This is a genomic window from Fulverythrobacter fulvus, from assembly GCF_037154085.1.
Lineage (GTDB): Bacteria > Pseudomonadota > Alphaproteobacteria > Sphingomonadales > Sphingomonadaceae > Andeanibacterium > Andeanibacterium fulvum.
This window is the reverse complement of record NZ_JBANRM010000001.1, coordinates 866,466-892,055: the sequence shown is the minus strand read 5'-3', so window position 1 is coordinate 892,055 and position 25,590 is coordinate 866,466. Positions and strand designations below refer to the sequence as shown.

The 25,590-nt window shown below is 64.1% G+C and carries 28 protein-coding genes; 8 read left to right on the top strand and 20 right to left on the bottom strand.

The window, feature by feature from the left end; all coding sequences use genetic code 11:
- Window positions 1-139: 139 nt before the first annotated feature.
- Window positions 140-361: a hypothetical protein gene (locus tag WFP36_RS04345; protein ID WP_336978172.1), complete on the bottom strand. Its 222-nt coding sequence runs from the start codon at window positions 359-361 to the stop codon at window positions 140-142.
- A 117-nt stretch (window positions 362-478) separates the two neighbouring features.
- Between WFP36_RS04345 and WFP36_RS04340 the strand changes: the two genes are divergently transcribed.
- From WFP36_RS04340 to WFP36_RS04330, 3 genes are read left to right on the top strand one after another with little or no spacing between them, the layout of a single operon-like run.
- Entirely contained in the window at window positions 479-1,792 is a 1,314-nt protein-coding gene (locus tag WFP36_RS04340) for a serine hydrolase domain-containing protein (RefSeq protein ID WP_336978171.1), read from the top strand.
- Window positions 1,789-2,679, top strand: coding sequence for an NAD(+) diphosphatase (gene nudC, locus WFP36_RS04335; RefSeq protein WP_336978169.1), 891 nt, complete (start codon window positions 1,789-1,791; stop codon window positions 2,677-2,679). The genes WFP36_RS04340 and nudC overlap by 4 nt, the downstream gene beginning before the upstream one ends.
- Window positions 2,676-3,368: a DsbA family oxidoreductase gene (locus WFP36_RS04330; protein WP_336978167.1), complete on the top strand. Its 693-nt coding sequence runs from the start codon at window positions 2,676-2,678 to the stop codon at window positions 3,366-3,368. The genes nudC and WFP36_RS04330 overlap by 4 nt, the downstream gene beginning before the upstream one ends.
- 110 nt (window positions 3,369-3,478) lie before the next feature.
- Here the strand turns inward: WFP36_RS04330 and WFP36_RS04325 are convergent, their stop codons facing one another.
- The 5 genes from WFP36_RS04325 to mgtE all read right to left on the bottom strand — a co-directional run bounded on the left by WFP36_RS04325 (window position 3,479) and on the right by mgtE (window position 7,707).
- Entirely contained in the window at window positions 3,479-4,768 is a 1,290-nt protein-coding gene (locus WFP36_RS04325; protein ID WP_336978165.1) for a glycosyltransferase, read from the bottom strand.
- 1 nt (window position 4,769) lies between these two features.
- Window positions 4,770-5,408 (bottom strand): TetR/AcrR family transcriptional regulator, encoded by a 639-nt coding sequence (locus WFP36_RS04320; RefSeq protein ID WP_336978163.1) that lies wholly within the window; start codon window positions 5,406-5,408, stop codon window positions 4,770-4,772.
- A 124-nt stretch (window positions 5,409-5,532) separates the two neighbouring features.
- Complete coding sequence (locus tag WFP36_RS04315; RefSeq protein ID WP_336978161.1) at window positions 5,533-5,868, bottom strand: YrdB family protein; 336 nt, start codon at window positions 5,866-5,868, stop codon at window positions 5,533-5,535.
- A gap of 5 nt (window positions 5,869-5,873) precedes the next feature.
- The gene (locus WFP36_RS04310) at window positions 5,874-6,272 is read right to left on the bottom strand and encodes a DUF1489 family protein (protein WP_336978159.1); all 399 of its coding nucleotides are present in this window, start codon (window positions 6,270-6,272) and stop codon (window positions 5,874-5,876) included.
- Between the two features lies 1 nt (window position 6,273).
- Window positions 6,274-7,707: a magnesium transporter gene (mgtE, locus tag WFP36_RS04305; RefSeq protein WP_336978157.1), complete on the bottom strand. Its 1,434-nt coding sequence runs from the start codon at window positions 7,705-7,707 to the stop codon at window positions 6,274-6,276.
- Between the two features lie 95 nt (window positions 7,708-7,802).
- Between mgtE and WFP36_RS04300 the strand changes: the two genes are divergently transcribed.
- Window positions 7,803-8,252 carry a peptidylprolyl isomerase gene (locus WFP36_RS04300; protein WP_336978155.1) on the top strand — a complete coding sequence of 150 codons (450 nt, stop codon included), beginning with the start codon at window positions 7,803-7,805 and terminating at the stop codon, window positions 8,250-8,252.
- A 117-nt stretch (window positions 8,253-8,369) separates the two neighbouring features.
- On the opposite strand, the gene WFP36_RS04295 is transcribed toward WFP36_RS04300, so the two are convergent.
- The 6 genes from WFP36_RS04295 to WFP36_RS04270 form a co-directional block, all read right to left on the bottom strand.
- Entirely contained in the window at window positions 8,370-8,540 is a 171-nt protein-coding gene (locus WFP36_RS04295) for a hypothetical protein (RefSeq protein ID WP_336978153.1), read from the bottom strand.
- A gap of 65 nt (window positions 8,541-8,605) precedes the next feature.
- Window positions 8,606-9,490: a LysR substrate-binding domain-containing protein gene (locus WFP36_RS04290; RefSeq protein WP_336978152.1), complete on the bottom strand. Its 885-nt coding sequence runs from the start codon at window positions 9,488-9,490 to the stop codon at window positions 8,606-8,608.
- An 86-nt stretch (window positions 9,491-9,576) separates the two neighbouring features.
- Entirely contained in the window at window positions 9,577-10,509 is a 933-nt protein-coding gene (locus WFP36_RS04285; protein WP_336978697.1) for a hemolysin family protein, read from the bottom strand.
- A 20-nt stretch (window positions 10,510-10,529) separates the two neighbouring features.
- Window positions 10,530-11,021: an rRNA maturation RNase YbeY gene (gene ybeY, locus WFP36_RS04280; RefSeq protein ID WP_336978150.1), complete on the bottom strand. Its 492-nt coding sequence runs from the start codon at window positions 11,019-11,021 to the stop codon at window positions 10,530-10,532.
- Window positions 11,022-11,064: 43 nt separating this feature from the next.
- On the bottom strand, window positions 11,065-11,358 hold the full coding sequence (locus tag WFP36_RS04275; RefSeq protein WP_336978149.1) for a GIY-YIG nuclease family protein: 294 nt from the start codon (window positions 11,356-11,358) through the stop codon (window positions 11,065-11,067).
- Between the two features lie 115 nt (window positions 11,359-11,473).
- Window positions 11,474-12,505, bottom strand: a complete 1,032-nt coding sequence (locus WFP36_RS04270; RefSeq protein WP_336978147.1) for a PhoH family protein — start codon at window positions 12,503-12,505, stop codon at window positions 11,474-11,476.
- Between the two features lie 202 nt (window positions 12,506-12,707).
- Here WFP36_RS04270 and WFP36_RS04265 point away from each other — a divergent pair, with 202 nt between their 5' ends.
- Entirely contained in the window at window positions 12,708-13,454 is a 747-nt protein-coding gene (locus WFP36_RS04265) for an SDR family NAD(P)-dependent oxidoreductase (RefSeq protein ID WP_336978146.1), read from the top strand.
- Window positions 13,455-13,477: 23 nt separating this feature from the next.
- On the opposite strand, the gene miaB is transcribed toward WFP36_RS04265, so the two are convergent.
- From miaB to WFP36_RS04225, 8 genes are all read right to left on the bottom strand, one after another.
- Complete coding sequence (gene miaB, locus WFP36_RS04260) at window positions 13,478-14,812, bottom strand: tRNA (N6-isopentenyl adenosine(37)-C2)-methylthiotransferase MiaB (RefSeq protein WP_336978144.1); 1,335 nt, start codon at window positions 14,810-14,812, stop codon at window positions 13,478-13,480.
- 49 nt (window positions 14,813-14,861) lie between these two features.
- Window positions 14,862-15,620, bottom strand: a complete 759-nt coding sequence (locus WFP36_RS04255; protein ID WP_336978142.1) for a lysophospholipid acyltransferase family protein — start codon at window positions 15,618-15,620, stop codon at window positions 14,862-14,864.
- Between the two features lie 13 nt (window positions 15,621-15,633).
- A complete protein-coding gene (locus WFP36_RS04250; RefSeq protein ID WP_054530366.1) occupies window positions 15,634-16,056 on the bottom strand; it encodes a Fur family transcriptional regulator in 423 nt (140 codons plus the stop codon).
- An 82-nt stretch (window positions 16,057-16,138) separates the two neighbouring features.
- The gene (locus WFP36_RS04245) at window positions 16,139-16,579 is read right to left on the bottom strand and encodes a Ros/MucR family transcriptional regulator (protein WP_336978140.1); all 441 of its coding nucleotides are present in this window, start codon (window positions 16,577-16,579) and stop codon (window positions 16,139-16,141) included.
- Window positions 16,580-16,733: 154 nt separating this feature from the next.
- The gene (locus WFP36_RS04240; RefSeq protein WP_336978138.1) at window positions 16,734-17,198 is read right to left on the bottom strand and encodes a GNAT family N-acetyltransferase; all 465 of its coding nucleotides are present in this window, start codon (window positions 17,196-17,198) and stop codon (window positions 16,734-16,736) included.
- Entirely contained in the window at window positions 17,195-17,815 is a 621-nt protein-coding gene (gene tsaB / locus WFP36_RS04235) for a tRNA (adenosine(37)-N6)-threonylcarbamoyltransferase complex dimerization subunit type 1 TsaB (RefSeq protein WP_336978137.1), read from the bottom strand. The genes WFP36_RS04240 and tsaB overlap by 4 nt, the downstream gene beginning before the upstream one ends.
- A gap of 19 nt (window positions 17,816-17,834) precedes the next feature.
- The gene (locus WFP36_RS04230; protein WP_336978134.1) at window positions 17,835-18,428 is read right to left on the bottom strand and encodes a malonic semialdehyde reductase; all 594 of its coding nucleotides are present in this window, start codon (window positions 18,426-18,428) and stop codon (window positions 17,835-17,837) included.
- A gap of 1 nt (window position 18,429) precedes the next feature.
- Window positions 18,430-19,005, bottom strand: coding sequence for a NifU family protein (locus WFP36_RS04225; protein ID WP_336978133.1), 576 nt, complete (start codon window positions 19,003-19,005; stop codon window positions 18,430-18,432).
- A 97-nt stretch (window positions 19,006-19,102) separates the two neighbouring features.
- On the opposite strand from WFP36_RS04225, the gene WFP36_RS04220 reads away from it, so the two are divergent.
- The 3 genes from WFP36_RS04220 to WFP36_RS04210 all read left to right on the top strand — a co-directional run bounded on the left by WFP36_RS04220 (window position 19,103) and on the right by WFP36_RS04210 (window position 25,553).
- Window positions 19,103-22,108: a M16 family metallopeptidase gene (locus WFP36_RS04220; protein ID WP_336978132.1), complete on the top strand. Its 3,006-nt coding sequence runs from the start codon at window positions 19,103-19,105 to the stop codon at window positions 22,106-22,108.
- A 100-nt stretch (window positions 22,109-22,208) separates the two neighbouring features.
- Window positions 22,209-23,582, top strand: a complete 1,374-nt coding sequence (locus tag WFP36_RS04215) for a class II 3-deoxy-7-phosphoheptulonate synthase (protein ID WP_336978130.1) — start codon at window positions 22,209-22,211, stop codon at window positions 23,580-23,582.
- A 144-nt stretch (window positions 23,583-23,726) separates the two neighbouring features.
- Window positions 23,727-25,553, top strand: a complete 1,827-nt coding sequence (locus WFP36_RS04210) for a sensor domain-containing diguanylate cyclase (protein WP_336978128.1) — start codon at window positions 23,727-23,729, stop codon at window positions 25,551-25,553.
- Window positions 25,554-25,590 lie beyond the last annotated feature (37 nt).

Here is a 25,590-nt window from a genome sequence, read left to right as displayed (position 1 = left end):
AGCGCGCCAAAACGAAAGGTCACACTCCATTTCGCGCCCGGTGCCGGAAAGTGGCGCAAAGCCGGGCTTTATGGAGGTGTTGCTCGAGGAGTTTCACCGGGCGTTCCGTGTCACTTTCGGGAGGCTTTCCTCCGCCGGATCACACCAGCCCGCCGCCCAGCATCAGCCGGATCACGGCGATGGCGAACACCACCAGGCAGAAATTACGCCCGTGATTGTGGCGCGACAGGGCGCCGATGCCCACGCCCAGAACGGCGATGGGCAGCACGATCCAGTTGCCCCAGCCGAGCAGCGGAATCTGCGAGGGAATGGCGAGAGCCAAGGCGACGATGCCGATCAGGATCGAGATCAGGTTGAGCATGTGTTCTATATGAATAACACACCATCGCATTGCAAGCACCTGTCACAAAGCGCCGCCTTGCGCGCGTCACGCCTGCTGCCTAGGCATGGCAAAACGAAAACAGTTTGGAGAGGCCGCGTGGAGTCTACCATTCAGCCCAGTCTGTCGCGTCGTCGCATCCTGCAGGGCGGCATTACGCTCGGCATCGGGGCGGGGCTTGGCGGCTGGCCGCTTTCCGCCTTCGCCGCCGGTGTCGAGGAACCATGGCCCAATCTGCGCGCCATGGCGCGCCGCTATGTGGAAAGCCACAAGGTCGCCAATATGCTGGCCTATATGGGGCAGGGCGGCGGGGTGCCCCAGATGGTGGCCGAAGGGCGCGACATGATGGGCGGGCCGCGCAAATCCGATGCGGACAGCCTCTATCGCCTCTATTCCATGACCAAGCCGATCACCGGCATGGCGGTGATGATCCTGATCGAGGAGGGTCGCCTCCATCTCGACCAGCCGCTGGCCGAAATCCTGCCCGCCTTCGCCGATGTGAAGGTGCAGAAGGTCTATGACGGGCCGGTGAGCGAGGACAATCTCGAGCCGCTCGCCCGCCCGATCACGATCCGGCATCTGCTCACGCATACGGCCGGGCTCGGCTATTCGGTGGTGCAGCAGGGGCCGATCAAGGATCTGATGGAAGAGCGCGGGGTGATTTCCGGGCAGGTCAGCCGCATCCCGATGGAAGGCTTCATGCGGGGCAAGCCGGTGGAAAGCCTGGCCCTGTTCGCGGATCGGCTGGCCGAAATTCCACTGGTCTGCCAGCCGGGCACGCGCTGGATATATTCCTGCGCGCTGGACCTGCTCGGAAGAGTGATCGAACTGGCGAGCGGGGAGACCTTCGACGCTTTCCTGAAAGACCGAATCTTCGATCCCTGCGGCATGACGAGTACGTGGTTCCGCGTGCCCGAAAGCGAGGCGGGGCGCCTGACCACCACCTATGCCGTGGTTAAGGGCGAAGTCCTGCCGCTCGATCCGGGCACGGCCTCGATCTATCTCGATCACCCGGCCTTTCCCTTTGGCGGATCGGGGCTGGTGGGCAGCCCGCGCGATTATGACAGGTTCCTCAGGATGCTGGCCGGTTACGGGCGGATCGAGGGCAGGCGCGTGATGAGCGAAGCGGCAGTGCGCATGGGCACGTCCAACCTCTTGCCGAATGCCGAAGTGACCGTAGGCACTTCCGTTGCCGGTTATGGCTTCGGTGCGGGCGGAAGAGTCGGCTGGGCCGGCGGCACCAGCGCGTTCGGCTGGGCAGGCGCCGCGGGCACAGTGGGCTTTGTCGACATGGCGAGCGGCCTGCGCGGCGGGATCTACACGCAATACATGCCCTCCACTGCCTATCCGGTATATGCCGAGTTTGAAAAGGCGGTCGAATCCGATCTCGCCGCAAGGAAGGGAACCGCATGAGCTGTTGCGTCTCCGCCATTGCCTTTGCCGGGTCCGGGCTCGACCGGGCGGATCATATCCGTTCCGATCCCGAACGGCTCGCGGTGCTGAAAAGCCCGCAGGCCAGCCTGCTGCTGATGGACGGGCTCGCGCCGGAATTGGGCGCGGATAATCGCCTCGCCTGGGGCAAGCTGGCCGACGCTCCGGACGATGCCGAACTGGTGTTCCTCGGCCTGCGTCACGGCTTCGGCTGCTTTGCCGCAGTGCCGCTGCAGGGCGATACCAGCCCGGCCTATGCCCACCGCAAGTCCTGGCAGGCCATCGCCGCGATGAGTGGGGAAGACATGGCCATCTATGGCTGTGCCCGCAGTCTGGTGGACTGGCATGCCCGCCATCGCTTCTGCGCCAAATGCGGCGCGCCTTCCGTGCTGGCCAAGGGCGGCTGGCAACGCAATTGCGTGAACGAGAATTGTGCTGCCGAGCATTTCCCCCGCGTCGATCCCGTCACCATCATGCTGGTGGAACATGAGGGCAAGTTGCTGCTGGGCCGCCAGTCGCGCTTTCCGCCCGGCAGCTATTCGGCACTGGCGGGCTTCGTCGAGCCGGGCGAAGCGATCGAAGAGGCCGTGGCGCGCGAAGTGCTGGAGGAAGCGGGCGTGAAAGTGCGCGACGTGACCTATATTTCCAGCCAGCCCTGGCCGTTCCCCTCGCAATTGATGATCGGCTGCCATGCCTATGCCGATTCCGCCGCGCTGATTATCGACCGCACCGAACTGGACGATGCCCGCTGGTTCACGCGCGACGAAGTGGCCGAAGCGATCGAAAAGAACCGGGAAAGCACCAGCTTCTTCCCGCCTCCTCCTCAGGCGATTGCCTATCACATGCTGACATGGTGGCTTGCGAAATGAGTGCCGGGCAACTTCCCAAGGTCGCGGTCGACATCTGGTCCGACGTCATGTGCCCGTGGTGCGCCATCGGCTATACCCAGTTCGCCAAGGCGCTGAAGGAGCTGGAAGGGGAGATCGACGTCGAAGTGCGCTTCATGCCTTTCGAACTGAACCCCGACATGCCGCCCGAGGGCCGCAGCCAGGCCGAACATCTCGCCGCCGTCTATGATCGCAGCCCGGCAGAGGTCGCGGAAATGCGCGAGCAATTGCTGGAGGTCGCGGCGCATGCCGGCTTCCCGATGGATTATGACGGGGAGGGGGAGCCGCCCGAACCGTGGATGTGGAACACTTTCGATGCCCACAAGCTGCTGCGCTGGGCGCTGACGGTGGAAGGGATGGAAGCGCAGACGGCATTGAAGCTCGCCCTGTTCCGCGCCCATTTCCAGCAGCGCCGCCGGATTGGCAAGCGGTCCGTCCTGCTCGACGTGGCCGAGAATCTCGGCTTCGACCGCAAGGCGATGGAAGCGGCGCTGGACGATGAGGCGCTGGGCATCGCCGTGCGGCTGGAAGAACGCCGGGCACGCGAATCGAACATCAATTCGGTGCCCAGCTTCATCATCAACGATCGCTATCTGGTGCCTGGTGCGCAGGAGCCCGAAGTCTATCGGGAAACCCTGCGCAAGGTCGTGGAGCTGTCGCAGGCGGGGTAGGTCGCTCTCAGCCTGATAGGATCGTCATTGCGAGGGCCGAAGGCCCGAAGCAATCCAGAGCGCCCCAAAGACGCCGCCCTGGATTGCTTCGCTACGCTCGCAATGACGGTTCAGGCATAGGCCGGGCAGCACAGGGCCTCGAGTTCCTCAACCACGCTGCTTTCGCGCATTTCACGTTCCACTTCGGTGCCGAGTTGCAGCGCGCCCCGATGGATCGAGCGATCGTAGAGCACACGCTCCAGCGCATCGTGGATTTCGTGCGTTTCGGCCATGGGCGGCAACATCAGCCCGGCGCCATGGGCCACGATGCGGGCGGCATTGCCATCCTGATCGCGGCCATGCGGGATGACCAGCACCGGCAGCTTGTGCGCCATGGCGCGGGCCAGAGTGCCGTGGCCGCCATGCGTGACGACAAGGTTCGCCTCTTTCAGCACCGCATTATGCGGCGCGCTGCGGACGAGCACGGTGTTGGCGGCAGGGGTCAGTTCCTCGGGATCGACGGCGGGCCCGAGCGTGACCAAGGCGCGCACCGGCAGAGTGGCAAGCGCATCGATCACCCGCTGCATGATCGCCACATGGTTCTGGAAGGTGGTTGAAAAACCGACCAGCGCCAGGGGGCGGGCATCGTCGGCGGGCCAGGGGGACTGCCATTTGCCGGTCCAGGCCAGATCGTCGAGCTGCGGGCCGACATAGCTGTACCGCCCGTGGTCGCCTTGCGGCGCGAAGTCGAAGAAGCGGCTGATGCCGATCAGCACTTTGCGGGCAGGCTTGAGCTGATCCATCAGCGAGGCCAGCGGCGGCAGGGCCAGCAGGGCACGCGCTTCGTTGAGCTGGGGCAGGGCGCCGTCGAACACCGCGCTGGCGGCGGCGAACATCGCCCCGGCCTGCGCCTGCTGGTCCGGCGTCATGTCCGCGAACCGCACCGGGCCGGCGGGCGGCGCATCGGTGAGCGGGAACATCAGCGAATTGCACGGCATCAGCGCCATGGGCTGGTCCAGAGTCTCGCAGGCGGCCATGACGCCGAACAGCAATTCGCTCGAGATCACGAGGTCGGCGGGTTCGCGCCGCAATTCGTCGATCGTGTCCAGCGCATAATCCAGCGCGCGCCCGGTGAAGACGGCATCCAGCGCCTGCGCGAAGCCTTCCAGCGGATTGGCCTGGGCCCAGTCGAGAATCGGATCGCTCTCGCGATTGCGGTCGGCGCGGCTGGGGGCGCGGGTCCAGGGGATGAAGCGCGCGCCGATGGCTTCGCTCTCCAGCCGGTTGCACTCGTCACTCATCACGCGGACATCGTGCCCGGCATCCATCAGCTTGCGCGCCACGGTGAGCTTGGGCCCCACGGAGCCGCCGCCTTCCCAGGTCGCGATGAGGAATTTGCGGGCGGATTTGTCGCAGGTCATGTCAGGCCTCCGTAAGCAGGGTGGGGCGTTCCAGATCGCCCGGTTCAAGTCCAAGCGCGTCGGCCGCCATTTCCAGCATCGCCTTGCGCAGTTGCTCCACGCTGCGGCCCATATCGGCACGCAGCAATTTCCAGACGTAGAGGTCCAGCGCGATCACCAGCCGGTCATGCACGGCCTCGCGCCTTTCGGCCGGGACAAGCGGCAGCCAGCGGGCGAAGACATCGCCCACCCACTGGCGGTGCGTGGCCCGGCCGCGATCGGCGATGGTGCGGATCGCCGGATAGCGATCCTCCTGCGAGAGCAGGCGCATCATCAGCGGGCCGACCGCCTCGTATTCGCCGATCAGCGTATCCACGGCCCCGCCGACATCCTGTGCGGCAGGGGCGCGTTCGCCCACGATCTCTTCCTGCATCCGGTCGCTGGCGGCCTTGAGCAGCCCTTCCTTGCCGCCGAAACGGCGGATGACGGTCTGCACCGTGACCCCGGCTTCCTTCGCCACGTCGTCCAGCCGGATCTCGTCGAACCACTGGGTCTGCAAATGGGCCATGAAGGCGTCGACGATCCGGTTGCCCGTTTCCTCTGCCGCTTTGGCCCGTGCCGACTGGCGATAGTCGCGCGTCTTGCTCGATTCGTCTTTCATGTGAGTTTGAGTAACATGAAAAATAGGATGTGCAAGTTTTATGTTAGTATGGCTTACATGAAATAAGCACGGGGCATGACTCTCCTCCGCCGGAAGGCACGGTAAAGTCTGATTTTCCGAGGATTCAGAGCGCGCGGATCGACGCAGCGAGAGCGATGTGAGTCAGGGCAAAGCCCGCAAATGTCGCTGCCAGCACCGGATGACCCAGCGCCATTATCGCCGCGGTAGCGCCTGCGAAGACCGCCAGCTTGAACGCGGCCAGCACCACGCCCTTCAGGCGGCGGGGCGATTTGGGCGCCGCCCAGCGGCTCCAGGCCAGCGAAATAGCACCGGCACAGGCGATGGATGACAACAGTTGCAAGGGCAGGGCGCCAGCCAGCGACCAGCCGAAGACGGAGAAACCCGCAAGTGCAGCCAGTTCCAGCAGCGCCGCCATGGCGGCGTTTGCCGTTCGCAGCATCGGTTTCAGACCAGACCCAGCTTGGCGAGGTCCTTCACCAGCCTGCCGGGAAGCACATCGCCTTCCATGGCCCCTTCGCCGAGGTCGGGCGGGGCGTTTTCTTCCTCGAGATAGCGCCAGCCCTGATGCGCCCGCTTGGCGCGCGGCTCGACCGGGATCAGTTTTGATTCCAGCACGATCCACCAGCGGCCATTATCCTCGCGCTGTTCAAAGCGCAGGATCGGGCTGCGGCCCACCAGAGCATGGTCGTAGATCCAGTAGAGCGATCCGCCTTCCAGTTCCGCCAGTCGCTTGGGCACATAGCGGGTGGTGAGGCGCATTTCCGGCCCCTCTTCCTCGAACCAGCTGCGCAGATCCTCCATGGATTGCGCGCCATAGGCGATCTTGGTGAGGTGCAGCGGCATGTCAGCCGGTCAATCCGCTCAACGTCGCGAGGCCGAGGAAGGCGAGGAAGCCCATCGAATCCGTCGTCATGGTCACGAAGATGGAACTGGAAATGGCGGGGTCGACCTTCAGGCGCTCCAATGTCAGCGGCACGAATACGCCGGCCAGCCCCGCGATCACGATATTGGTCAGCATGGCCGCCGCGATCACGCCGCCAAGGGCCGGATTGTGGAACAGCAGGCCCACCGCAATGCCGATCACCACGGCCACGGTGCTGCCGTTGAGCAGGGCAATGCCCAGCTCGCGCCGCACGGCGCGCCAGGCGTTGGAGGCAGTGAGCTGGTTGGTTGCCAGTGCGCGCACGGTCACGGCCAGCGTCTGGGTGCCCGCATTGCCGCCGATTCCGGCGACGATGGGCATCAGCGTGGCAAGCGCGACCATCTTCTCGATCGTGCCTTCGAAAGTGGCGATGATCGTGCTGGCCAGCGTGGCGGTAAGCAGATTGGCGATCAGCCAGCGCACGCGCGCGCCATAGGCTTCGCGGATCGGCTCGTTGATGTCGCCTTCGCCCGCACCGGATAGTAGCAGCACGTCCTCGCCCGCTTCTTCCTGAATGATGTGGACGATATCGTCGACCGTCAGCTGGCCTACCAGACGCCCGCTTTCATCCACCACGGCGGCGGAAATCAGCGCGTATTTCTGGAACAGCAGCGCGACTTCTTCCTGATCCATCGCGACCGGAATCAGCGTCTGGTCGCGCTTCATCACATCGGTCAGGGCGATGTGGCGCGGAGTGCGCAAAATCCACGAAAGCTGGCAGGTGCCGACCGGCTTGTGTGTGTGGTCGACGATGAACACTTCCCAGAACTCGGTGGTCAGATCGTCGCGCTCGCGCAAATAATCGATCAGGTCGCCGACACTCATGTGCTCGGGCACCGCGATCAGCTCGCGCTGCATCAGGCGGCCGGCGGTCTCTTCCGGATAGGATAGCGCGCTTTCGATCGCGGCGCGGTCTTCCGGGTCCATTTCCGCGAGGACGGCGGCCTGGTCTTCCTCGTCGAGGTCTTCGATCAGCTGGACGGCATCGTCCGTATCCAGCTGTTCGGCGATTTCGGCCACGGCCCCGGGCGCCAGCTCCTCGACCATGCTTTCGCGGACATAGTCGTTGAGTTCGGCGATCACCTCGCCGCTCATCAGGTCGGTAATGGCGGCGGCCAGCTTCGCGCGTTCGGGCCGTTCGAGCAGTTCGAACAGGTCGGCGATGTCGGCGGGGTGGAGCGGCTCGACCAGTTCGTAGACCTGCGCCTCGTCGCCTTCCTCGAGCGCATCGGAAACGGCACGGACGAAATCGGCCTTCAGGCGGTTCTCATTGTCGAACTGTTCGCGCTTCTCTTCCCCGGTGCCAGCTTCGGCGGCCGGTGCGCGTTCCAGTTCTTCGAGTTCCTCTGGGCTCATTGGTCCCTCCTATTCCGGTGGGAGGCAAAAGCAAGGTGGGGTGACTTATTGACGGCAGGGCCTATATCGGCGGCCGAACTTTAGGAGATAGCCCGATGGCCGACGAAACCCTTACCTTCTCGCTCGAAAGCGGCGATGTCGTGATCAAGCTGCGCCCCGACCTTGCGCCCGGCCACGTGGCCCGCATCACCGAACTGGCCAAGGAAGGCTTCTATGACGGGGTGGTTTTCCACCGCGTAATCCCCGGCTTCATGGCCCAGGGCGGCGACCCGACGGGCACCGGCATGGGCGGTTCCGACAAGCCGGACCTGCAGGCCGAATTCAATGACGAACCGCATGTGCGCGGCGTGTGCTCCATGGCACGCACCCAGGCGCCGCACAGCGCCAACAGCCAGTTCTTCATCTGCTTCGACGATGCCCGCTTCCTCGACAAGCAGTACACCGTCTGGGGCCAGGTCGTCAGCGGCATGGAACATATCGACGCGCTGCCCAAGGGCGAGCCGCCGGCAAATCCGGGCAAGATCGTGAAGGCAACGGTGGCCTGATCGCCCGACAGGGCACAGGCTGATTGCATTCAGGGCGATCCGGTGCGGTCTTCAGGGCCGCGCCGGGTCGCCTTTTTGCTGGGATTGTGTGGACAGAACTAGCGCTATTGGTGAAATTCAGCCGGGAGCAGGTTTCCGGATCTTTAGCTGGGTGTGGGTTTTACTGCTGTCGTCATCCTGAACTCGTTTCAGGATCCATTTCTCCGGATCGTCCAGCAGCCTGTTGGGAAAGATGGATGCTGAAACGAGTTCAGCATGACGAGTTTTCAATAGTTCGTTCTCTTCCATTTGCCGCGATGCGCGAGGCGGCTTGCCGATAGCGGGTGACTATTCGATCAGCGTTTATCCGCGCCCTACAGCCCCGATTCGATCATCCAGTCATGGAACAGCTTCACCGGCCGCGTATCGAGCGATTTGGGCCGGCAGACGAACCAGTAGGAATAGGGGCTTTCCACTTCCACATCGTAGAGCTTGGCCAGCTTCTTGCCGGTCGCGCGGCGATAATGGTCGTCATGCATGATCGCGATGCCCAGGCCCTGCGCGGCCGCTTCCAGCATCAGCTGGCCGGAGTCGTAATGGTCTATCGCGGCGGGCTGCAAGGCCTGGAAGCCCAGCGCTTCCTTCCATGCCTCGAAGCTCTCGGGCAGGTCGTTGTGGATCAGGAAGGTCTGCTTGGAGAGCGTTTCCAGATCGGGCGAGGGGCCGATTTCGGCGGCGAGCGCCTCGCTGCAGATCGCATGGACCCGGTTATGGTCCAGCCGTACGGAATAATAGGCCTCGTCCGGATCGGCCGTCACGATGATGGCAGCGTCCAGCGTGTCGCCCACGCGGCCGAGCAGGTTGGGGCCGGTATCGATGTCGATATGCAGGCGCGGGTGCAGCTTGCGCAGTTCCAGCAGGCGCGGGAACAGGCGCTGGCTGCCGAACAGCGGCGAGACGCCCAGATGCAGCCGCAGCAGCTGCAGGTTTTCCGATTGCGCTTCCACTGCCTGGGCCAAGGCTTCCAGATGCGGATTGATCGCTTCGTAGAAGGAGCGCCCGTCATCGGTCAGCTTCATGGCCTGATGGGCACGGGTGAACAGCTTCTTGCCCACGAATTCCTCAAGGCTCGTCACCCGGCGGGAAAGCGCCGAGGGAGAGAGGCCGAGTTCATTCGCGGCAGCGCGGGCAGAACCCATGCGCACGATGCGCACGAACGCTTCGAGCGCACGTAGAGGGGGAAGGCGGCGTGTTACCATGAAGTACTACAGTTTGTCAGAAAAACCCGGTCTGTCGAGAACCAGCCGGAAAATAGTTGCGAAAAATACAATTTGAAGAGGGGGACCTAGTCCTCTTCCTCAAAATTGCGTCGCGGCGGATGCAGGCGTAATCTTGTTACGTGGGTTTCGTCCCCCGCTGTAACTTCGATCCGCCAGCCGCTGGGATGTTCCAGAATCGCGCCGACTTCGGGCACCTGACCGGCCAGCACGAAGGCGAGCCCGCCCAGCGTGTCGACCGCTTCCTCCACTTCGGCAATGCGCGGGTCCTCGACCGTTTCGGCAACGTCGTCCAGTTCCGCGCGGGCGTCGGCATCCCACATGCCTTCGCCGATGGGCACGATCAGCGCCTCGGGCGCGTCGTCATGCTCGTCCTCGATTTCGCCGACGATTTCCTCGACCAGATCCTCGATGGTGATGATCCCGTCGACGCCCGAATATTCGTCCACCACTACGGCAAGGTGCGTGCGGCGGGCGCGCATGTCGGCCAGCACGTCCAGCGCATTGCGCGACTGGGGCACATAGAGCGGCTGACGCAGCAGGCCGGTCCAGTCTTCCGGCGGCGTCTGGCCGGTGGCGATGATCGTGAAGACGTCCTTGATGTGGATCATGCCGATCACATCGTCCAGCGTCTCGCGATAGACCGGCATGCGCGAATGGCCGTGCTCGGCGAATCTGGCGACCAGTTCCGTCCAGCTCGCATCCGCCGGAACGGCAATGATCTCGCCGCGCGGAATTGCCACGTCGTCGGCATCGTGTTCGCTGAAATGCAGCAGGTTGCGCAGCATGGTGAGTTCGAGCGGCGACAGGTCGCCATTGGTCTTCCCGGCGTCGCCGCTGGGATGCTCGTCCTCATGCTCGGCAATGGCCTCCTCCAACTGCGCACGCAGCGAGGTCTCCCCATTGTCTGCATCGAAGAAGCGGCGGATGGAACCCCACAAGCCGCCTTTACTGTCCGCGTCTCCATTGCTGGATTCGCCCGTCCTGCCCGTGTCGGACATGGCCTTGCTATTATCTCCTGTCATTGCTCGCGGTCGCCATATGGGTCTGCAATTCCCATTAGCGCAAGCGCCTTTGTTTCCAGCGCTTCCATAGCGTCCGCATCGGCGGGAGATATTTCGTGGTCATGACCGGCCAGATGCAGCAATCCATGGACGATCAGATGAGTCGCGTGATGTTCCAGCGGAACGCCCTTTTCCGCCGCTTCGCGCGCGCAGGTCTCATGGGCGAGGGCGATATCGCCCAGCAATTCGGGCGGGCCTTCCGGGGGCAGGGCAAGCAGGTCCTCGCGCTCCAGCATGGGGAAGGACAGCACATTGGTCGGCTTGTCGCGCTGGCGCCATTCGCGATTGAGCGCGTGGATTTCCTCGTCCGAGGTGAAAATCAGGCTCACGCACAGGCGCGGATTGCCCAGCTCCGGCGCGACCTGCGCCAGGGCATCCACTGCCGCTTCGGCCAGTTCTTCCCATTGGCCGGCGGGCCAGGGCTCTTCGATGTCGATTTCGAGTTCCAAGATTTCTCCGTCGTCCCCGCGAAAGCGGGGACCCCGCTATAATTCATGCGTTGAGTGTGTCGAACAGATCATCCCAATCGGGATTCATCGTTTCGATCAACTCGATTTTCCAGGCGCGACGCCATTTCTTGATCGCCTTCTCACGAGCGATGGCGTCCTCGATCCGATCATGGAATTCCATATAGACCAACCGGGTGAAGCCATATTTCGCCACAAATTCCGAGCCGGTGCCCGCTCGATGCTGGACCATGCGGGCCGCCAGATCTCCCGTTACGCCTGTGTAGATGCCGCCGCGATAGCGGTCGCCTGTCATGTAGATCCAGCCGCCCTTACTCATCTTTCGTCATTCCCGCAAAAGCGGGAATCCCGCGATTTGGAAGGGCAGGTGATATCGGGAATTGTCTGTTGGCTGAAAAGACAGCGGGACCCCCGCTTTCGCGGGGGCGACGAAGTTACCCGTCCTTGCCCTCGTATGCCTCGACGATCCGGCCGACGATCGGGTGGCGCACCACGTCGCCGGAGGTGAAGCGGGAGACGGCAATGCCGTCCACGCCTTCCAGCCGGGCCACGGCATCGTTCAGGCCGCTCATGTTCGGGCCGCCGGGAATGTCCACCTGTTTCGGGTCGCCGCAGATCACCATGCGGCTGTTCTGGCCGAAGCGGGTGAGGAACATCTTCATCTGCTCGCGCGTGGTGTTCTGCGCCTCGTCCAGAATGACGAAAGCATCGGCCAAAGTGCGGCCGCGCATGAAGGCGATGGGCGCGATTTCGATCTCACCGCTGGCCAGCCGCCGTTCCACCTGTTCGGGCGGCATGCAGTCATACAGCGCGTCGTAGAGCGGGCGGAGATAGGGATCGACCTTCTCCTTCATGTCGCCGGGCAGGAAGCCCAGCCGCTCGCCAGCTTCGACCGCGGGGCGGGAGAGGATCAGGCGCTGCACGCTGCCGGTGATGAGCTGGCTGACGGCCTGAGCCACGGCCAGATAGGTCTTGCCGGTACCCGCCGGGCCCAGCGCGAAGATGATGTCTTCGCGCGCCAGTGCCCGCATATAGTCGATCTGCGCGGCGGAGCGCGGCACGATCGTCTTCTTGCGGGTGCGGATCATGATCGGCGGGCGTTCCGCATCGCCGGAGATGATGCCTTCCAGCGTGGGTTCGCTCGACATGGCGATGAGCGATTCGATGGCCCCGGCATCGAGCTGCTGCCCGGTGAGCAGGCGTTGATGCATGCCTTTCAGCACATCGCGCGCACGCGCGACGGCATCGTCCGGCCCTTCGATCTGCACCTTGTTGCCGCGCGCCGCGATATAGACGCCCAGCCGATTTTCGAGCTGGACCAAATTGGCGTCGAATTCACCGAACAGCGCGCCCAGCACGGTCTGCTCGTCGAACTCCACTTCCACCCTGGCGCGGCGCGACGGATCGCGGCGATCTTCGGGATGGGCGAGTGCCGCGTAACCGGCACGATCTGCTTTGCGGGCCATGCGCTCCTTTCGGTCTGTAACTGGGAAGATAATACAGGAGTGGACGAGGGCAAGCGGGCGGGCCGCTCGTGCCGGTGGAAAACCACGCGGATGTTGCTTTTGTGCGTCGGGCTGGGAGCAGTCTGCCGGTTTGAGTCATGACAGGGAAAGAACTGCTCAGGCATCTATCCGTATATCCTACAGGCAGCATTGGAGAGCACCCATGACACAGGACTTTTCCGGCAAGGTAGCCATCGTCACCGGCGGGGCATCGGGAATCGGCGCGGCGATCGCGCTTGATCTGGCAGCGCATGGGGCGAGGGTGGTCGTGGCCGATTACAATCTGGAGGGCGCGCAGAAACTCGCGGCGGAAGCGGGCAATGGCGCGCTGGCCTTCAAGGTGGATACGGCCGATGCGACGCAGGTGAAGGCCATGGTCGATTTTGCGGTGGAGCAGTTCGGCAGGCTCGATCTTGCCGTGAACAATGCCGGGATCGCCGGGGCCGACAAGCCGGTGGGCGAGATCGAGCTGGAGGACTGGCACCGCGTGATCGGCGTGAATCTGCACGGCGTGTTCTATGGCATGCGCTACCAGATACCGGCCATGCTGCGCAGCGGCGGCGGCTCCATCGTCAACATGGCCTCGATCCTGGGTTCGGTCGGCTGGCGCGGGGCGGCAGCTTACGTCACGGCCAAGCACGGTGTGTGCGGGATGACCAAGTCGGCCGCGCTCGAATATTCCGCCCAAGGTATCCGCGTGAATGCCGTTGGTCCGGGTTTCATCGAAACCCCGCTGATCGAAAATGCCATGACGGACGAGGCGCGCGCCGCGCTGGTGGGTATGCATCCCATCGGTCGTCTCGGGCAACCGGAGGAAGTGGCCGCGCTGACCAATTTCCTGCTCAGCGACGCGGCCAGCTTCGTGACCGGCGCCTATTATCCGGTGGACGGGGCCTATCTCGCCCAATGATCCTGGCGTGAAGGCGTAGCGGCTCAGGCAATGGCGGGTTGCAGCAGGCGGCCGGAAATCGAGTTCGGCCCCGCTTCGGCCAGTTCTACCGTCACGATGTCGCCAATCGCGGCCTCGCCCTCGAAATGGACCGATTGCAGCCAGGGCGACTTGCCCAGCCACTGGCCGGGGTATTTGCCCTTGCGCTCCACCAGCACAGTGCAGGTCTTGCCTACGGAAGCCTGATTGAAGGCAAGCTGGTCGCGATTGAGCGCGGCCTGCAGGCGCTGCAGACGCTCGTCCATCACGGAAAGGGCGATCTGGTCCGCCATCGTCGCTGCGGGCGTGCCGGGGCGGGGGGAATATTTGAAGCTGAAGGCGGCGGCATAGCCGACGGCGTCGACGAGACCGAGTGTTTCCTCGAACTCGGCATCCGTCTCGCCGGGGAAGCCGACGATGAAATCGCCGGACAAGGCAATGTCGGGCCGGGCGGCACGCACACGTTCCAGCAGGCGCAGATAGCTGTCGACCGTATGGCTGCGGTTCATCGCCTTCAGCACCCGGTCGGAGCCGCTCTGTACCGGCAGGTGCAGATAGGGCATCAGCTTGTCGATCTCGCCATGGGCGGCGATGAGGCCGTCGGTCATGTCGTTCGGGTGGCTGGTGGTGTAGCGAATTCGCTGCAATTCCGGTAGCTTGGCGAGTGCCCTGATAAGACCGTCGAGCCCGAGGGTGCGGCCCTTGTCGTCCTCGCCGGTCCAGGCATTCACATTCTGCCCGAGCAAGGTGATCTCGCGTGCCCCGGCTTCGGCCAGCCTCTGCGCTTCGGCAATCAGATCCTTGTAAGGACGGGAAATTTCTGCGCCGCGCGTATAGGGGACGACGCAATAGGTGCAGAACTTGTCGCACCCTTCCTGCACCGTCAGGAAAGCGGTCGGCCCGCTGCGGCGGCGGGCGGGCAGGGCAGCGAACTTGGCGTCGGCCGGCATGTCCGTATCGGTCGCGCGTTCGCCATGGGTGGCCTTTTCGAGCATCTCGGGCAGGCGGTGATAGGCTTGCGGGCCGACCACCATGGAGACGGCAGGGGCGCGGGCCATGATTTCCTCGCCCTCGGCCTGCGCAACGCAGCCGGCCACGGCGATCAGCGGGCTGGACCCGTCCTCGCGGCGCAGGCGGCCGATGTCCGAATAGACTTTCTCTGCCGCCTTCTCGCGGATGTGGCAGGTATTGAGCACGACCAGATCCGCATCCTCGCCCTCGGGCGCGGCGGAAAGGCCGCGTTCGGCCAGCAGTTCGGCCATACGCTCGCCGTCATAGACGTTCATCTGGCAGCCGAAGCTCTTGACCCTGTAGGTCCGGGGGGGCGGGCTCTGTCGCATGGCGGCGGCGTTTAGGGGAAATGCGGGCCGGAGTGAAGGGGGTGACGGCTCAGCGGGCCAGTGCCCGATGCAGCGCCTCCTGCGCGGCGATTGCCATGGTCTTGCGGCTGGCAAGCTGTTCGCCCGTAAGCGGCGGAAGGAAATGCACAGTCAGATGCAGCGGCCGCAGCCGCGCGAGGATGCGCTTGAAATTGTCGAGCCCGTGTTCCTCGCCCACCCAGGCAATGCCGGGCACTTCGTCATAGGCCAGCAGCACTGGCTGGACGGCAACGCCTTCCGGCAAGGGGCTGACGGCGGAGAACAGCGCGCTCTTGAACGGCAGCAGGCCGGTCCCGTCGCTGGTGGTGCCTTCGGCGAACAGGGTCAGCGTGCCGCCATGGTCGATCGCATGGCGCACATCCTCCACTTGCCGGGCGATGCTGGCCCGGTCGTGCCGGGCGACGAACACCGTCTCGTTCAGGCGGCAGAGGAACTTGAGCAGGGGAAAGGCCGAAAGCCCGTCATGCGCCACAAAGGCGCTGCCCGCCGTCTGGGCGAGGGCGGGAATGTCGAGCCAGCTCACGTGATTGGAAACCAGCAGCGCGCCGCGCACCGGGCGGCCGCGCCGTTCGATCTGCAAGCCGCAGATCGCGCCGATTCCGGTAAGGAAAACGCGCGGCCAGAACCGGTCCAGCCGCAGCGCTTTCCACAATCCATGCAGCGGAAGACACAGGGCGAGCAGGGCCACCATCAGCACGAGCCTGACGGAGATCAGCAGCCAGCCGAGCGGTTTGATACGGGGCGGATCGAGGGCAAGGGCGCCACTCATCACGGCCGTTCCGTCAGTCCTCTCGGTCGAGCCGGACGCCGTAAAGCTCCATGCGGTGATCGACCAGGCGATAGCCCAGCCTTTCGGCGATCACACGCTGCAGGGCTTCCAGCTCGGGATCGACGAATTCCACGACCTTGCCGGATTCGACATCGATCAGGTGATCGTGATGGGCCTCGGGCGCGGCTTCATAGCGCGCGCGGCCATCGCCGAAATCATGCCGGTCGAGAATGCCTGCTTCCTCGAACAGGCGCACGGTGCGGTACACCGTCGCGATCGAGATCTTGGGATCGATCGCGGAGGCGCGCTCGTGCAGCAGCTCGACATCGGGATGATCCGTGCTTTCGGAAAGCACACGGGCAATGATGCGCCGCTGCTCGGTAATCCGCAGTCCCCGCTCGTTGCAGAGCTGCTCAATATCAATGGGTTGATTCAACGCTAGCCCCGTCAATCAAAACGCCCCACGGGTTGTAGACCCATGGGGCGTTTTTTCAACCTGCAGTGAGACTTTGTGAGACTCAGGCTTCCTTTTTGCGGCGACCGCGCTTCTGGCCGGGCTTGCGGCCGAGGCCGATCTTCTTGGCCAGCTCGCGGCGCTTTTCCGCATAATTGGGGGCAACCATCGGGTAATCGGCGGGCAGGTTCCAGCGCGCGCGATATTCCTCCGGCGTCATGTTGTAGGCCGTCATCAGGTGGCGCTTGAGCATCTTCATCTTCTTACCGTCTTCCAGGCAGATGATGTAGTCGGGCTTCACGGACGCACGGACAGAAACGGCGGGTTCCAGCGGAGCGACTTCGGGTTCGACTTTCTGGCCAAGACCGGCGAGGGCGCCGTAGATATTCTGGATCAGGCTGGGAAGTTCTTCGACCGCGACGCTATTATTGCTGACATGAGCTGCGACGATATCCGAGGTGAGCGTGATCAGCGTCTCGGTCATGTCATTTTCGATGGTGTCCATAATGTCCTCAATTCCAGCGAGAGGGGGGCTCGCTTACGTGTTTTTCCGGTATGGGACCGGATTTGGCGCCTTGCATGAAACAAATTCGAAATTCAAGTGCAGTGCGGGGAACGGTGAAGAACTGTCGTCCTCGGTCAAGTTAAGCCTTTATGATCTAAAGCCCTAACGCAAAGGTAATGGCGTCGATCCCGGCAATCGAACCCCGATTGTAATAATTCGGACGGCGACCCACAGGCTCAAATCCATGACGGAGATAGAGCGCCTCTGCCGGGTTGCCGTCGCGCATTTCAAGGAACATGCGCGTCACTCCGCGCATGCGCGCGTCGGCGATCAGGCGCTCCATCAGCGCGGAAGCGACTCCCATTCGCCGGAAATCGGGCAGGACCGCGATCAGCAACAGCTCTTCTTCGCCCGCAGCTTCTCGCGAAAGAGTAAATCCTGCCGCTTTCCCAAAAACATCAGGAACTTGCAGATCGGCATCGAGCAAAAGATGGCGGCAATTCCCCATGATCAACGCGTCGCTGACCTGCCTGCGGGTCCAAGCTTCGCCGAAGGCGGGATCGAACGCGCCTTCCATCACTTCCATGATGTGATCGACGGGATCTTTGGGGGCACTCATGCCGCCGCTCCCGGCAGGCGGGCATCGGGCGCGCGGCCGTAGATTGGGGAAAGCGCCGGAGTGAGCAGCGCGGCCGGCAGGAGGGGCAGGTGCCCTGCCTCGGGCCAGAGGGGCAGGGCCGCGCCGCTGCCCTTGGCGGAGACAAGCGCTTCGGACTGCGTCCCGGCGATCAGCGCATGGCAGGGGCGGGTTGCCGCGGCATCGGGGCGCAGCGATTCAAGCGGGCCTTCGGGCATGCCTTCCGCCGAGAAGTCCTGCAGGAACCATTCGCCATGGCCGCCGGTCATGCAGACGGTGACCGGCTGTGTGCCCCTATCTCCCCGCGCCATGGCGGCAACCAGCGCCAGAGTAGGATAGCCAAGCACTTCCGCCCGCCAGGCAAGGCCCAGCGCCCGCGCGGCGGCAAGGCCGATACGCACGCCAGTGAAGCTGCCGGGGCCAAGCGACACGCAGATCCGGTCCGTACGGCCCCGTTCGGGCAATTGCGCGATCATCGGAACCAGCTGTTCGGCATGGCCGCGCCCGAGCATGCGGAACTCCCCCGCAACCCAGTCATCGCCTTGGAACAGGGCTACGGAGCAGCCCTCGGTGGCGCAATCTATGGCAAGTGTCTTCATTATGCTCTGCGCTAGCGCGTCAGAGCACGCGGTTGAAGACCTCGAAATCGGGCCTTGGACTGCGAGGGAAGATGGTGGCGGGGTCGCCATAGCCCAAAGTCGAGATGAAATTGGACTTCCACCTGGGCTGATCGGCAAAGAATTCCGCGTCAACAGCCGCATTGTCGAAGCCCGACATCGGGCCGGTATCGAGCCCGAGCGCGCGGGCGGCGAGAATGAAATAGGCCCCCTGAAGCGTCGAATTGCGCAGGGCGGAAAGTTCGCGGCCCGGTTCGTTCCCGTCGAACCAACTCTTCGCATCGGCATGGGGGAAGAGCCACGGCAATTGCTCGTGGAAATCCACGTCCATGGCGATGATCACGCTGACCGGCGCCTTGCGGATCTTGTCGCCGTTGCTGCCCCCGGCGTGCTTCGCCAGCCTTTCCTTGGCCTCCGGAGTGGTGAGCCAGACGAGCCGAGCAGGAAGCTGGTTGGCCGAAGTCGGCCCCATCTTCACCAGATCCCAGATCGCGTGCAGCTGCTCGGTGCCGACCGGCTTATCGAGATAGCCATTATAGGTCCGCGCGGTGCGGAACAGCTGGTCGAGCGCGGCGTCCGACAGGGGCTCACCCATCTCAGGCGGCCCGCACTTCGGTGACTTCGGGGACGTAATGCTTCAGCAGGCCCTCGATCCCGTGCTTGAGCGTCGCGGTGGAGGAGGGGCAGCCCGAACAGGCACCCTGCATGGAGAGATAGACCACCCCTTCGCGGAAACCGCGATACTGGATATCGCCCCCGTCGCCGGCCACTGCCGGGCGCACGCGGGTTTCGATGAGTTCGCGAATCTGCGCCACGATATCGGCGTGGGCCGGATCGTCGCCCAGATCTTCGTCTTCCGGCGGCACGGCAATGTCGGCGGCAGTGCCGGCATGGAACAGCGGTGCCTGGCTGATGAAATGATCGAGCAGGATCGCCACGACCTGCGGCTTGAGCGCTGACCAGTCCGCGCCGGGTGCGGCGGTGACGGAAACGAATTCCCGCCCGAACAGCACATTGACCACTTCGCCGGTGCCGAACAGGGCATCGGCAAGCGGGGACGCTTCCGCAGCTTCGGGTGAAGCGAATTCCCGCGTGCCGGTAGCCATCACGGCCTGTCCGGGCAGGAATTTGAGCGTCGCGGGGTTCGGCGTGGTTTCTGTCTCGATATACATGGGAGTGAATTTAGGCGCAGGGCCCCGGTGCGGCAAGGTAGAGCTTGTTTTGCACCATTCACTATCCCTTCATGCCCTCACTCCTTAAAAGGACGCCATGAATATCCACTCGCGCGCCGTGCGGCTGCTTGCGCCCTTCCTTGCCCTGCTGGTTGCGGTCACTCCCGCAGTGCAGGCGCGGGACGAGGTTTCGACTGTATTCGTCCCGTCGACTGCCGCAACGGTTCCGCCTGCATCGCTCAAGCCCGACGATCCGTGGATCTATCGCGGCGGCGATATCCCGCATGACAAGGACTGGCTGTTCGGCGAACTGCCCAACGGGCTGCGCTACGCCGTTCGGGAGAATCTCGTGCCGGGCCAGCAGGTTTCGATCCGAGTGCGCATCGACGCCGGCTCGCTCAACGAACAGGAAAGCGAGCGCGGCTTTGCCCACCTGATCGAGCACCTCACCTTCCGCGAGTCGAAATATCTCGCCAACGGGCAGGCGATTCCCACCTGGCAGAGGCTGGGTGCACGGCTGGGATCGGATACCAATGCGATCACCTCGCCCACCCAGACAGCCTATCAGCTCGATCTTCCTGACGCGACCGACGCCAAGCTGGATGAGAGCATGAAGCTGCTGTCCGGCATGATCCGCGAGCCCTTGCTGAGCGATGCGAACATTGCCGCCGAAGTGCCGATCGTGCTCGCGGAAAACCGTGAGAATGGCGGGCCGGGCAAGCGCTTTTCCGACGCGTCGAGCGCCTTGTTCTACAAGGACCAGCTGCTGGCGACCCGCGCGCCGTCCGGGACGGAGGCAACTCTCCAGGCTGCTACAAGCGCAGCCCTGAAGGCATTTCACAGCCGCTGGTATCGCCCCGAAAACACTACCATCGTGATCGTGGGCGATGGCGATCCCAACCATTTCGCCCGGCTGATCGAGCAATATTATTCCGACTGGAAGGGCAAGGGCGCACCGGCAAAGGCGCCCGATTTCGGCAAGCCCGTCGCCCCCAAGGGCGCGCCCAAGGTCGCAGGCCTCGACAGCCCGATGGGCGAGACGCGCGTGATGGTGGAGCCCGATCTGCCGCGCGGCATCATCGTGGCGGTGCTGCGGCCCTGGGGCAAGCCGACCGACAATCTGGAGTATAACCGCCAGCTGATGATCGACCGGGTTGCCGAACAGATCATCAACCGGCGGTTGATGGAGCGTTCCCGCGCAGGGGGCAGCTTCGTCCTCGCAAGCGTGGAACGCCGGGAAATGAGCCGTTCCGCCAATGTGACCTTCATCAATGTCACGCCTCTGGGCAATGACTGGAAGGCCGCGCTGAACGACGTGCGGGCAGTGATCGCCGATGCACTGGAAACGCCGCCGAGCGAGGAAGATATTGCTCGCGAGTTGTCCGAAATCGACGTGGCCTTCGCCGATATGTACGATCAGCGCATCAACCAGCCCGGAGCCCGGCTGGCCGACGATCTCGTCAATGCGGTCGACATTCGGGAATCGGTCGCCTCTCCGGAAACCTTCCTCAATGTTCTGCGCGAGATGCGCAGCCGCTTCACGCCGCAGGCAGTGTTCGAGCATTCCAAGCAGCTCTTCAAGGGCACGGTGACCCGCGCGATCCTGCTGACGCCCAAGGCTGGCGAGGTCACGGAAGAGCAGCTTCGCAGCGCTCTGCTGGAACCGGTCGCAGCCGATAATGGCGCCCGTGTCGCCACCGGGGCATTGAGCTTTGCCGATATGCCTACCATCGGCACGCCGGCGCAGCCCGTCTCGCGCCACCTGATCGGCGTGCGCGAGATCGAGCAGCTCGATTACGCCAATGGCGTTCATGCACTGGTCTGGCGGACGGATAACGAACCGGGGCGGATTACGGTGCGCGTGCGGTTCGGCAGCGGTTATCGCGCCTTCGCGGCCGAGGATGCGCCCTATATCAGCCTGGGCCAGTCGGCGCTGGTCGCCTCGGGCCTTGGGCCGCTCGGTGCCTCGCAGCTCGATGCCATTGCCTCGGGCCGCAAGCTCGGCTTCGATTTCTCGATCGACAATGGCGCGTTCCAATTCGAGGCACAGACCCGGCAGGAAGATCTGGCCGACCAACTGTGGCTGTTTGCCGCAAAGCTGGCCTTGCCGCGTTGGGATGTGCCTGCGTTCGATCGTGCCAAGGCACTTGGGCAGCTGGGCTATGACAGCCTCAATGCAGATCCGATGAGCGTGATGAACCGCGATCTCGACTGGATTCTCGACAATCGCGATGCCCGTTTCGCGACCCCGACCCCGGCCCAGCTGGGTGGGGCGACTCCGGAGGGCTTCCGCCATGTGTGGGAACCGCTGCTGCGGCAGGGGCCGGTGGAAGTGATGGTCTTTGGCGATATCGATCCGGCAGCGACCGAGGCGGAACTGGCGCGCACTTTCGGCGCCCTGCCGCCGCGCGCGCCAATCCCGCCCGAGGCACTGGCGCGGGGCGTGTCCTTCTCGCCCGTGCCGGCTGAACCGGTGGTGCTGCATCACAATGGCGAGGCTGATCAGGCCGCCGCCGTGGTCGCCTGGCCGCTGGGCGGCGGGGTAAAAGGCGTGCCGGTATCGCGCGAACTGACGGTGCTGGGCGATATCTACAACAACCGCCTGCTCGATGCGATGCGCGAGAAGGCCGGGGCAAGCTATACGCCCTTCGTCATGGCCAGCTGGCCGACGGATATCGACAGTGGCGGGCGCTTCATGGCGCTGGCACAGCTCAAGCCCGAGATGGTGCCCGAATTCTTCGCGGTGGCTGACAATATCGCTGCCGATCTGGCGAAGAACGGCCCGGATCAGGACGAGATCGTCCGGGTGACCGAGCCGATCCTGCAGCAGCTGTCGCGCTCGCTTTCCGCGCATGGCATCTGGATGAACCTGGTCGAAGGAGTGACGACCCAGCCGGAGCGGATCGCAACCGTCGGTTCGCTGTTCGATGACTTCACGGTGACCACGCCGGAACGGATGAAGGAACTCGCCGGTCACTTCCTCCCCGCCGGACAGGGGATGCGCGTGGCGGTGATTCCGCAGGGCCAGCAACTGGCGCGTTCGGCCCCGTCCGGGGCCGGAGCAGCGGCGGCTTCCGCGGCGCCCATGCCGCTGGCTCCCTGAGATCGAATATATCGATCAGAGTAGTTGAGAGTGTAACCTTTGCAATCTGGCGCGCGAGCGCCTATTTGCGCCGCCTTCCCATAACAGGCAGAGACAAAAAGTGGCTAAGAGCTGGACCCCCGAGGGCTGGAAGAACTTCGAAGCGAAGCACCTTCCGGTCTATGAAGACGAAAAAGCGCTGGATGCGGCAGTGGATACGCTGTCGGCCTATCCGCCGCTCGTCTTTGCGGGCGAGGCGCGTGCTCTCAAGGCCGAACTGGCCGAAGTGGTCCATGGCCGCGGTTTCCTGCTCCAGGGCGGGGACTGCGCCGAAAGCTTTGCCGAGTTCCACCCGAACAACATCCGCGACACGTTCCGCGTGCTGCTGCAGATGGCTGCGGTGCTGACTTTCGCCAGCAAACAGCCGGTAGTGAAGGTGGGCCGCATGGCCGGCCAGTTCGCCAAGCCGCGCAGCGCCCCCACCGAGACGATCGGCGGCAAGGAACTGCCGAGCTATTTCGGCGACATCATCAATGGCATCGATTTCGAGGATGCCCAGCGCCGCAACGATCCGGAGCGGATGATCCGCGCCTACAGCCAGTCGGCGGCGACGCTGAACCTGCTGCGCGCTTTCGCGGGCGGCGGTTATGCGAACCTGCGTCAGGTCCACAAGTGGACGCTCGATTTCATGGGCCGCAGCCCCTGGGCCGACAAGTTCCGCGACATCGCCGACCGCATTGGCGAGGCGCTGGACTTCATGGAAGCCTGCGGGATCGATCCGGAACACGCGCCGCAGCTGAAGAGCGCGAGCTTCTACACCAGCCATGAGGCGCTGCTGCTTCCCTATGAGCAGGCGCTGACCCGGCAGGATTCGCTCACCGGCGACTGGTACGATACCAGCGCGCACATGCTGTGGATCGGCGACCGCACCCGTTTCGACGGTTCGGCCCATGTCGAGTTCCTGCGCGGGGTGCAGAACCCCATCGGCATGAAGTGCGGCCCCAGCCTGGAGCCGGACGCTCTGCTGCGCATGCTCGACACGTTGAACCCGAGCCGCGAGGCCGGCCGCATGACGCTGATCAGCCGTTACGGCCATGACAAGGTGGAAGCCGGTCTGCCCAAGCTGGTGCGGGCCGTGAAGCGTGAAGGCCATCCGGTGGTGTGGAGCTGCGATCCGATGCACGGCAATGTCGTGAAGGCGGAAAGCGGCTACAAGACCCGTCCGTTCGACCGCATCCTGTCGGAAGTGAAGGGCTTCTTCGCGGTGCACCGGGCCGAAGGAACCCATGCCGGCGGCATCCATGTGGAAATGACCGGGCAGGACGTGACCGAATGCACCGGCGGTGCCGTTGCGATCACCGACGAACGTCTGGCCGATCGTTACCACACCCATTGCGACCCGCGTCTCAACGCGGCGCAGTCGCTCGAACTGGCATTCCTGCTGGCCGAGATGCTCAATCTCGAAGCGCAGCAGCGTCAGGCCGACGCCGCCTGATAAATTGACCCGATTTTGGGTAGGATAGCGGGCTCCGTGTTTCGGCACGGGGCCCGTTTCTTTTGCCGTCCGCAAAACGGTAGCCGTTCGGTTTACCATAGCTTCACTCCTCGCGGTTATCCGTCGACGATTGAGGAGGAGGCATTGGACAGCAAGATCGTCAAAGACGGGCTGTTTGCGGCGGGGGTGGCGCTGGTCTGGCTGGCAAGCGCGATGGCCTCCGTTTCGCTGCGCGATGCCGGTGGCGCTGTGCTGCTGTTGTGGCTGCCCAGTGCCTTGGCCGTCTCCGCGCTCTATGTGGCAAAGCGCGGGCAACGCCTGCCGGTGATTGCCGCGCTGGCAGTGGGCAATCTGGTCTTCAATGCCTGGGTGGGCGTCGGGTTCGGCGATTCGCTCGGCTATCTCGTCGCCAATCTGGTGGAGCCGGTGGTGATCGTCACCATCGCGCATTTCGTGATCGGCCGCCGCAAGCTCGAGGCGCTGCGGCTGCGCGACATGACCCTGCTATTCCTGGGCGTGGTCCTCGGCTCGCTGGCGAGCGGGATCATTGCCCTGCCGTTCCGGCCGCATCAGGATTCCGTGCAATTCATCTGGTGGATATTGACCACCACGCTGGGCACTACGGTCGGTGCGCCGATCCTGCTTTATTTGCATGACTGGCTGCGTCGCCGCCGCGAGGGTGAGCGGAGCGCCGCCGAACGGCGGCCGGTGTGGCTCATAATCTCCATGATCACCCTGTTTGCCCTCTCGTGGATGGCATTGGGCTTCAGCCACGTCTCGTTGATCGCAGTGGTCGTGTCGGCGCTCGTCCTGATCGTGACCCGGTATGGCCAGATCGGCGCTTCGCTGGGGACCTTCGTCTTCGGTCTGGCCGGCACGCTCCGCTCGATCGGCGGGCACACTCCCTCGGCCTCCTATCTCGAATTCACGCCGTTCGAGGCCGGGATCATCCTGCAGCTCGTGATGTTGCTGATGATGGCCACTTCGCTGCCGCTGGCGGCACTGTTGCTCGACAATGACCGGCTCGCCCTGCGGCTCAAGGCGCGCAATGCCCGCATGCGCGAGAACCTGCTGATGCTCAACATGGCCGAGGAAGTCGGCCGGATCGGACGCTGGCGCTACGATCCGCGCACCGGCGAGCAGGACTGGTCGCGCCAGATGTATCTCATCAACGGGCTCGACCCGACCTTGGGGCGCGACCCGGGCGACCTTACCGCCATGCTGCCCGACGGCGGCGCGGAACTGTTCGGCCAGCTGGCGCATCATGCGAAGGACCGCGCGCGCTACAGCTTCGAATATCGCATCCGTCCGCCCACGGGCGACGAGCGCATCCTCAAGATGTATGCGACCAACGAATTCACCGAAAGCGGCCAGCTGGCCTGCATGTTCGGCGTGGTGATGGATGTGACGGAACATCACCAGCGACAGGAAGCGCTGGATAAGGAGCGGACGCGCGCCATGCGCCTTGCAGCGGAAGCGCAATATCTGGCGCATACCGATCCGCTGACGGGCCTTGCCAATCGCCGCCGCACCATCACTCAGCTTCAGAAGTGTATCCGCCGTTCGGAACAGGACGGGCGGCCCACCGCGCTGATCCTGTTCGACATCGACCATTTCAAGCGGGTCAACGATACGAGCGGCCACCAGACCGGCGACGACGTGCTGGTGCGGATTGCCGACATCGCGCGTGCGCAGGCCCGCGCAAGCGACCTGATCGGGCGCATGGGCGGCGAGGAATTCGTCTGGCTGCTGCCCGGCGCGGGACAGGAAGAGGCGCAGGCTGCGGCCGAGAGGCTGCGTCACGCGATCGAGCAGGAAAGCGCCGAAGGCGGGCTGCCGCAGGTCACCGCCAGTGTCGGCTATGCGCTGTGGCGGGAAGGGGACGATGCCAACAACCTGCTCGCCCGCGTCGATGCCGCACTTTACGAAGCCAAGGAAGCCGGTCGCAACACTGTCCAGCGCGCTGCCTGAGGTTTTGCGTCGCCGGGCGGTGTTGTCGGCGTCAAAC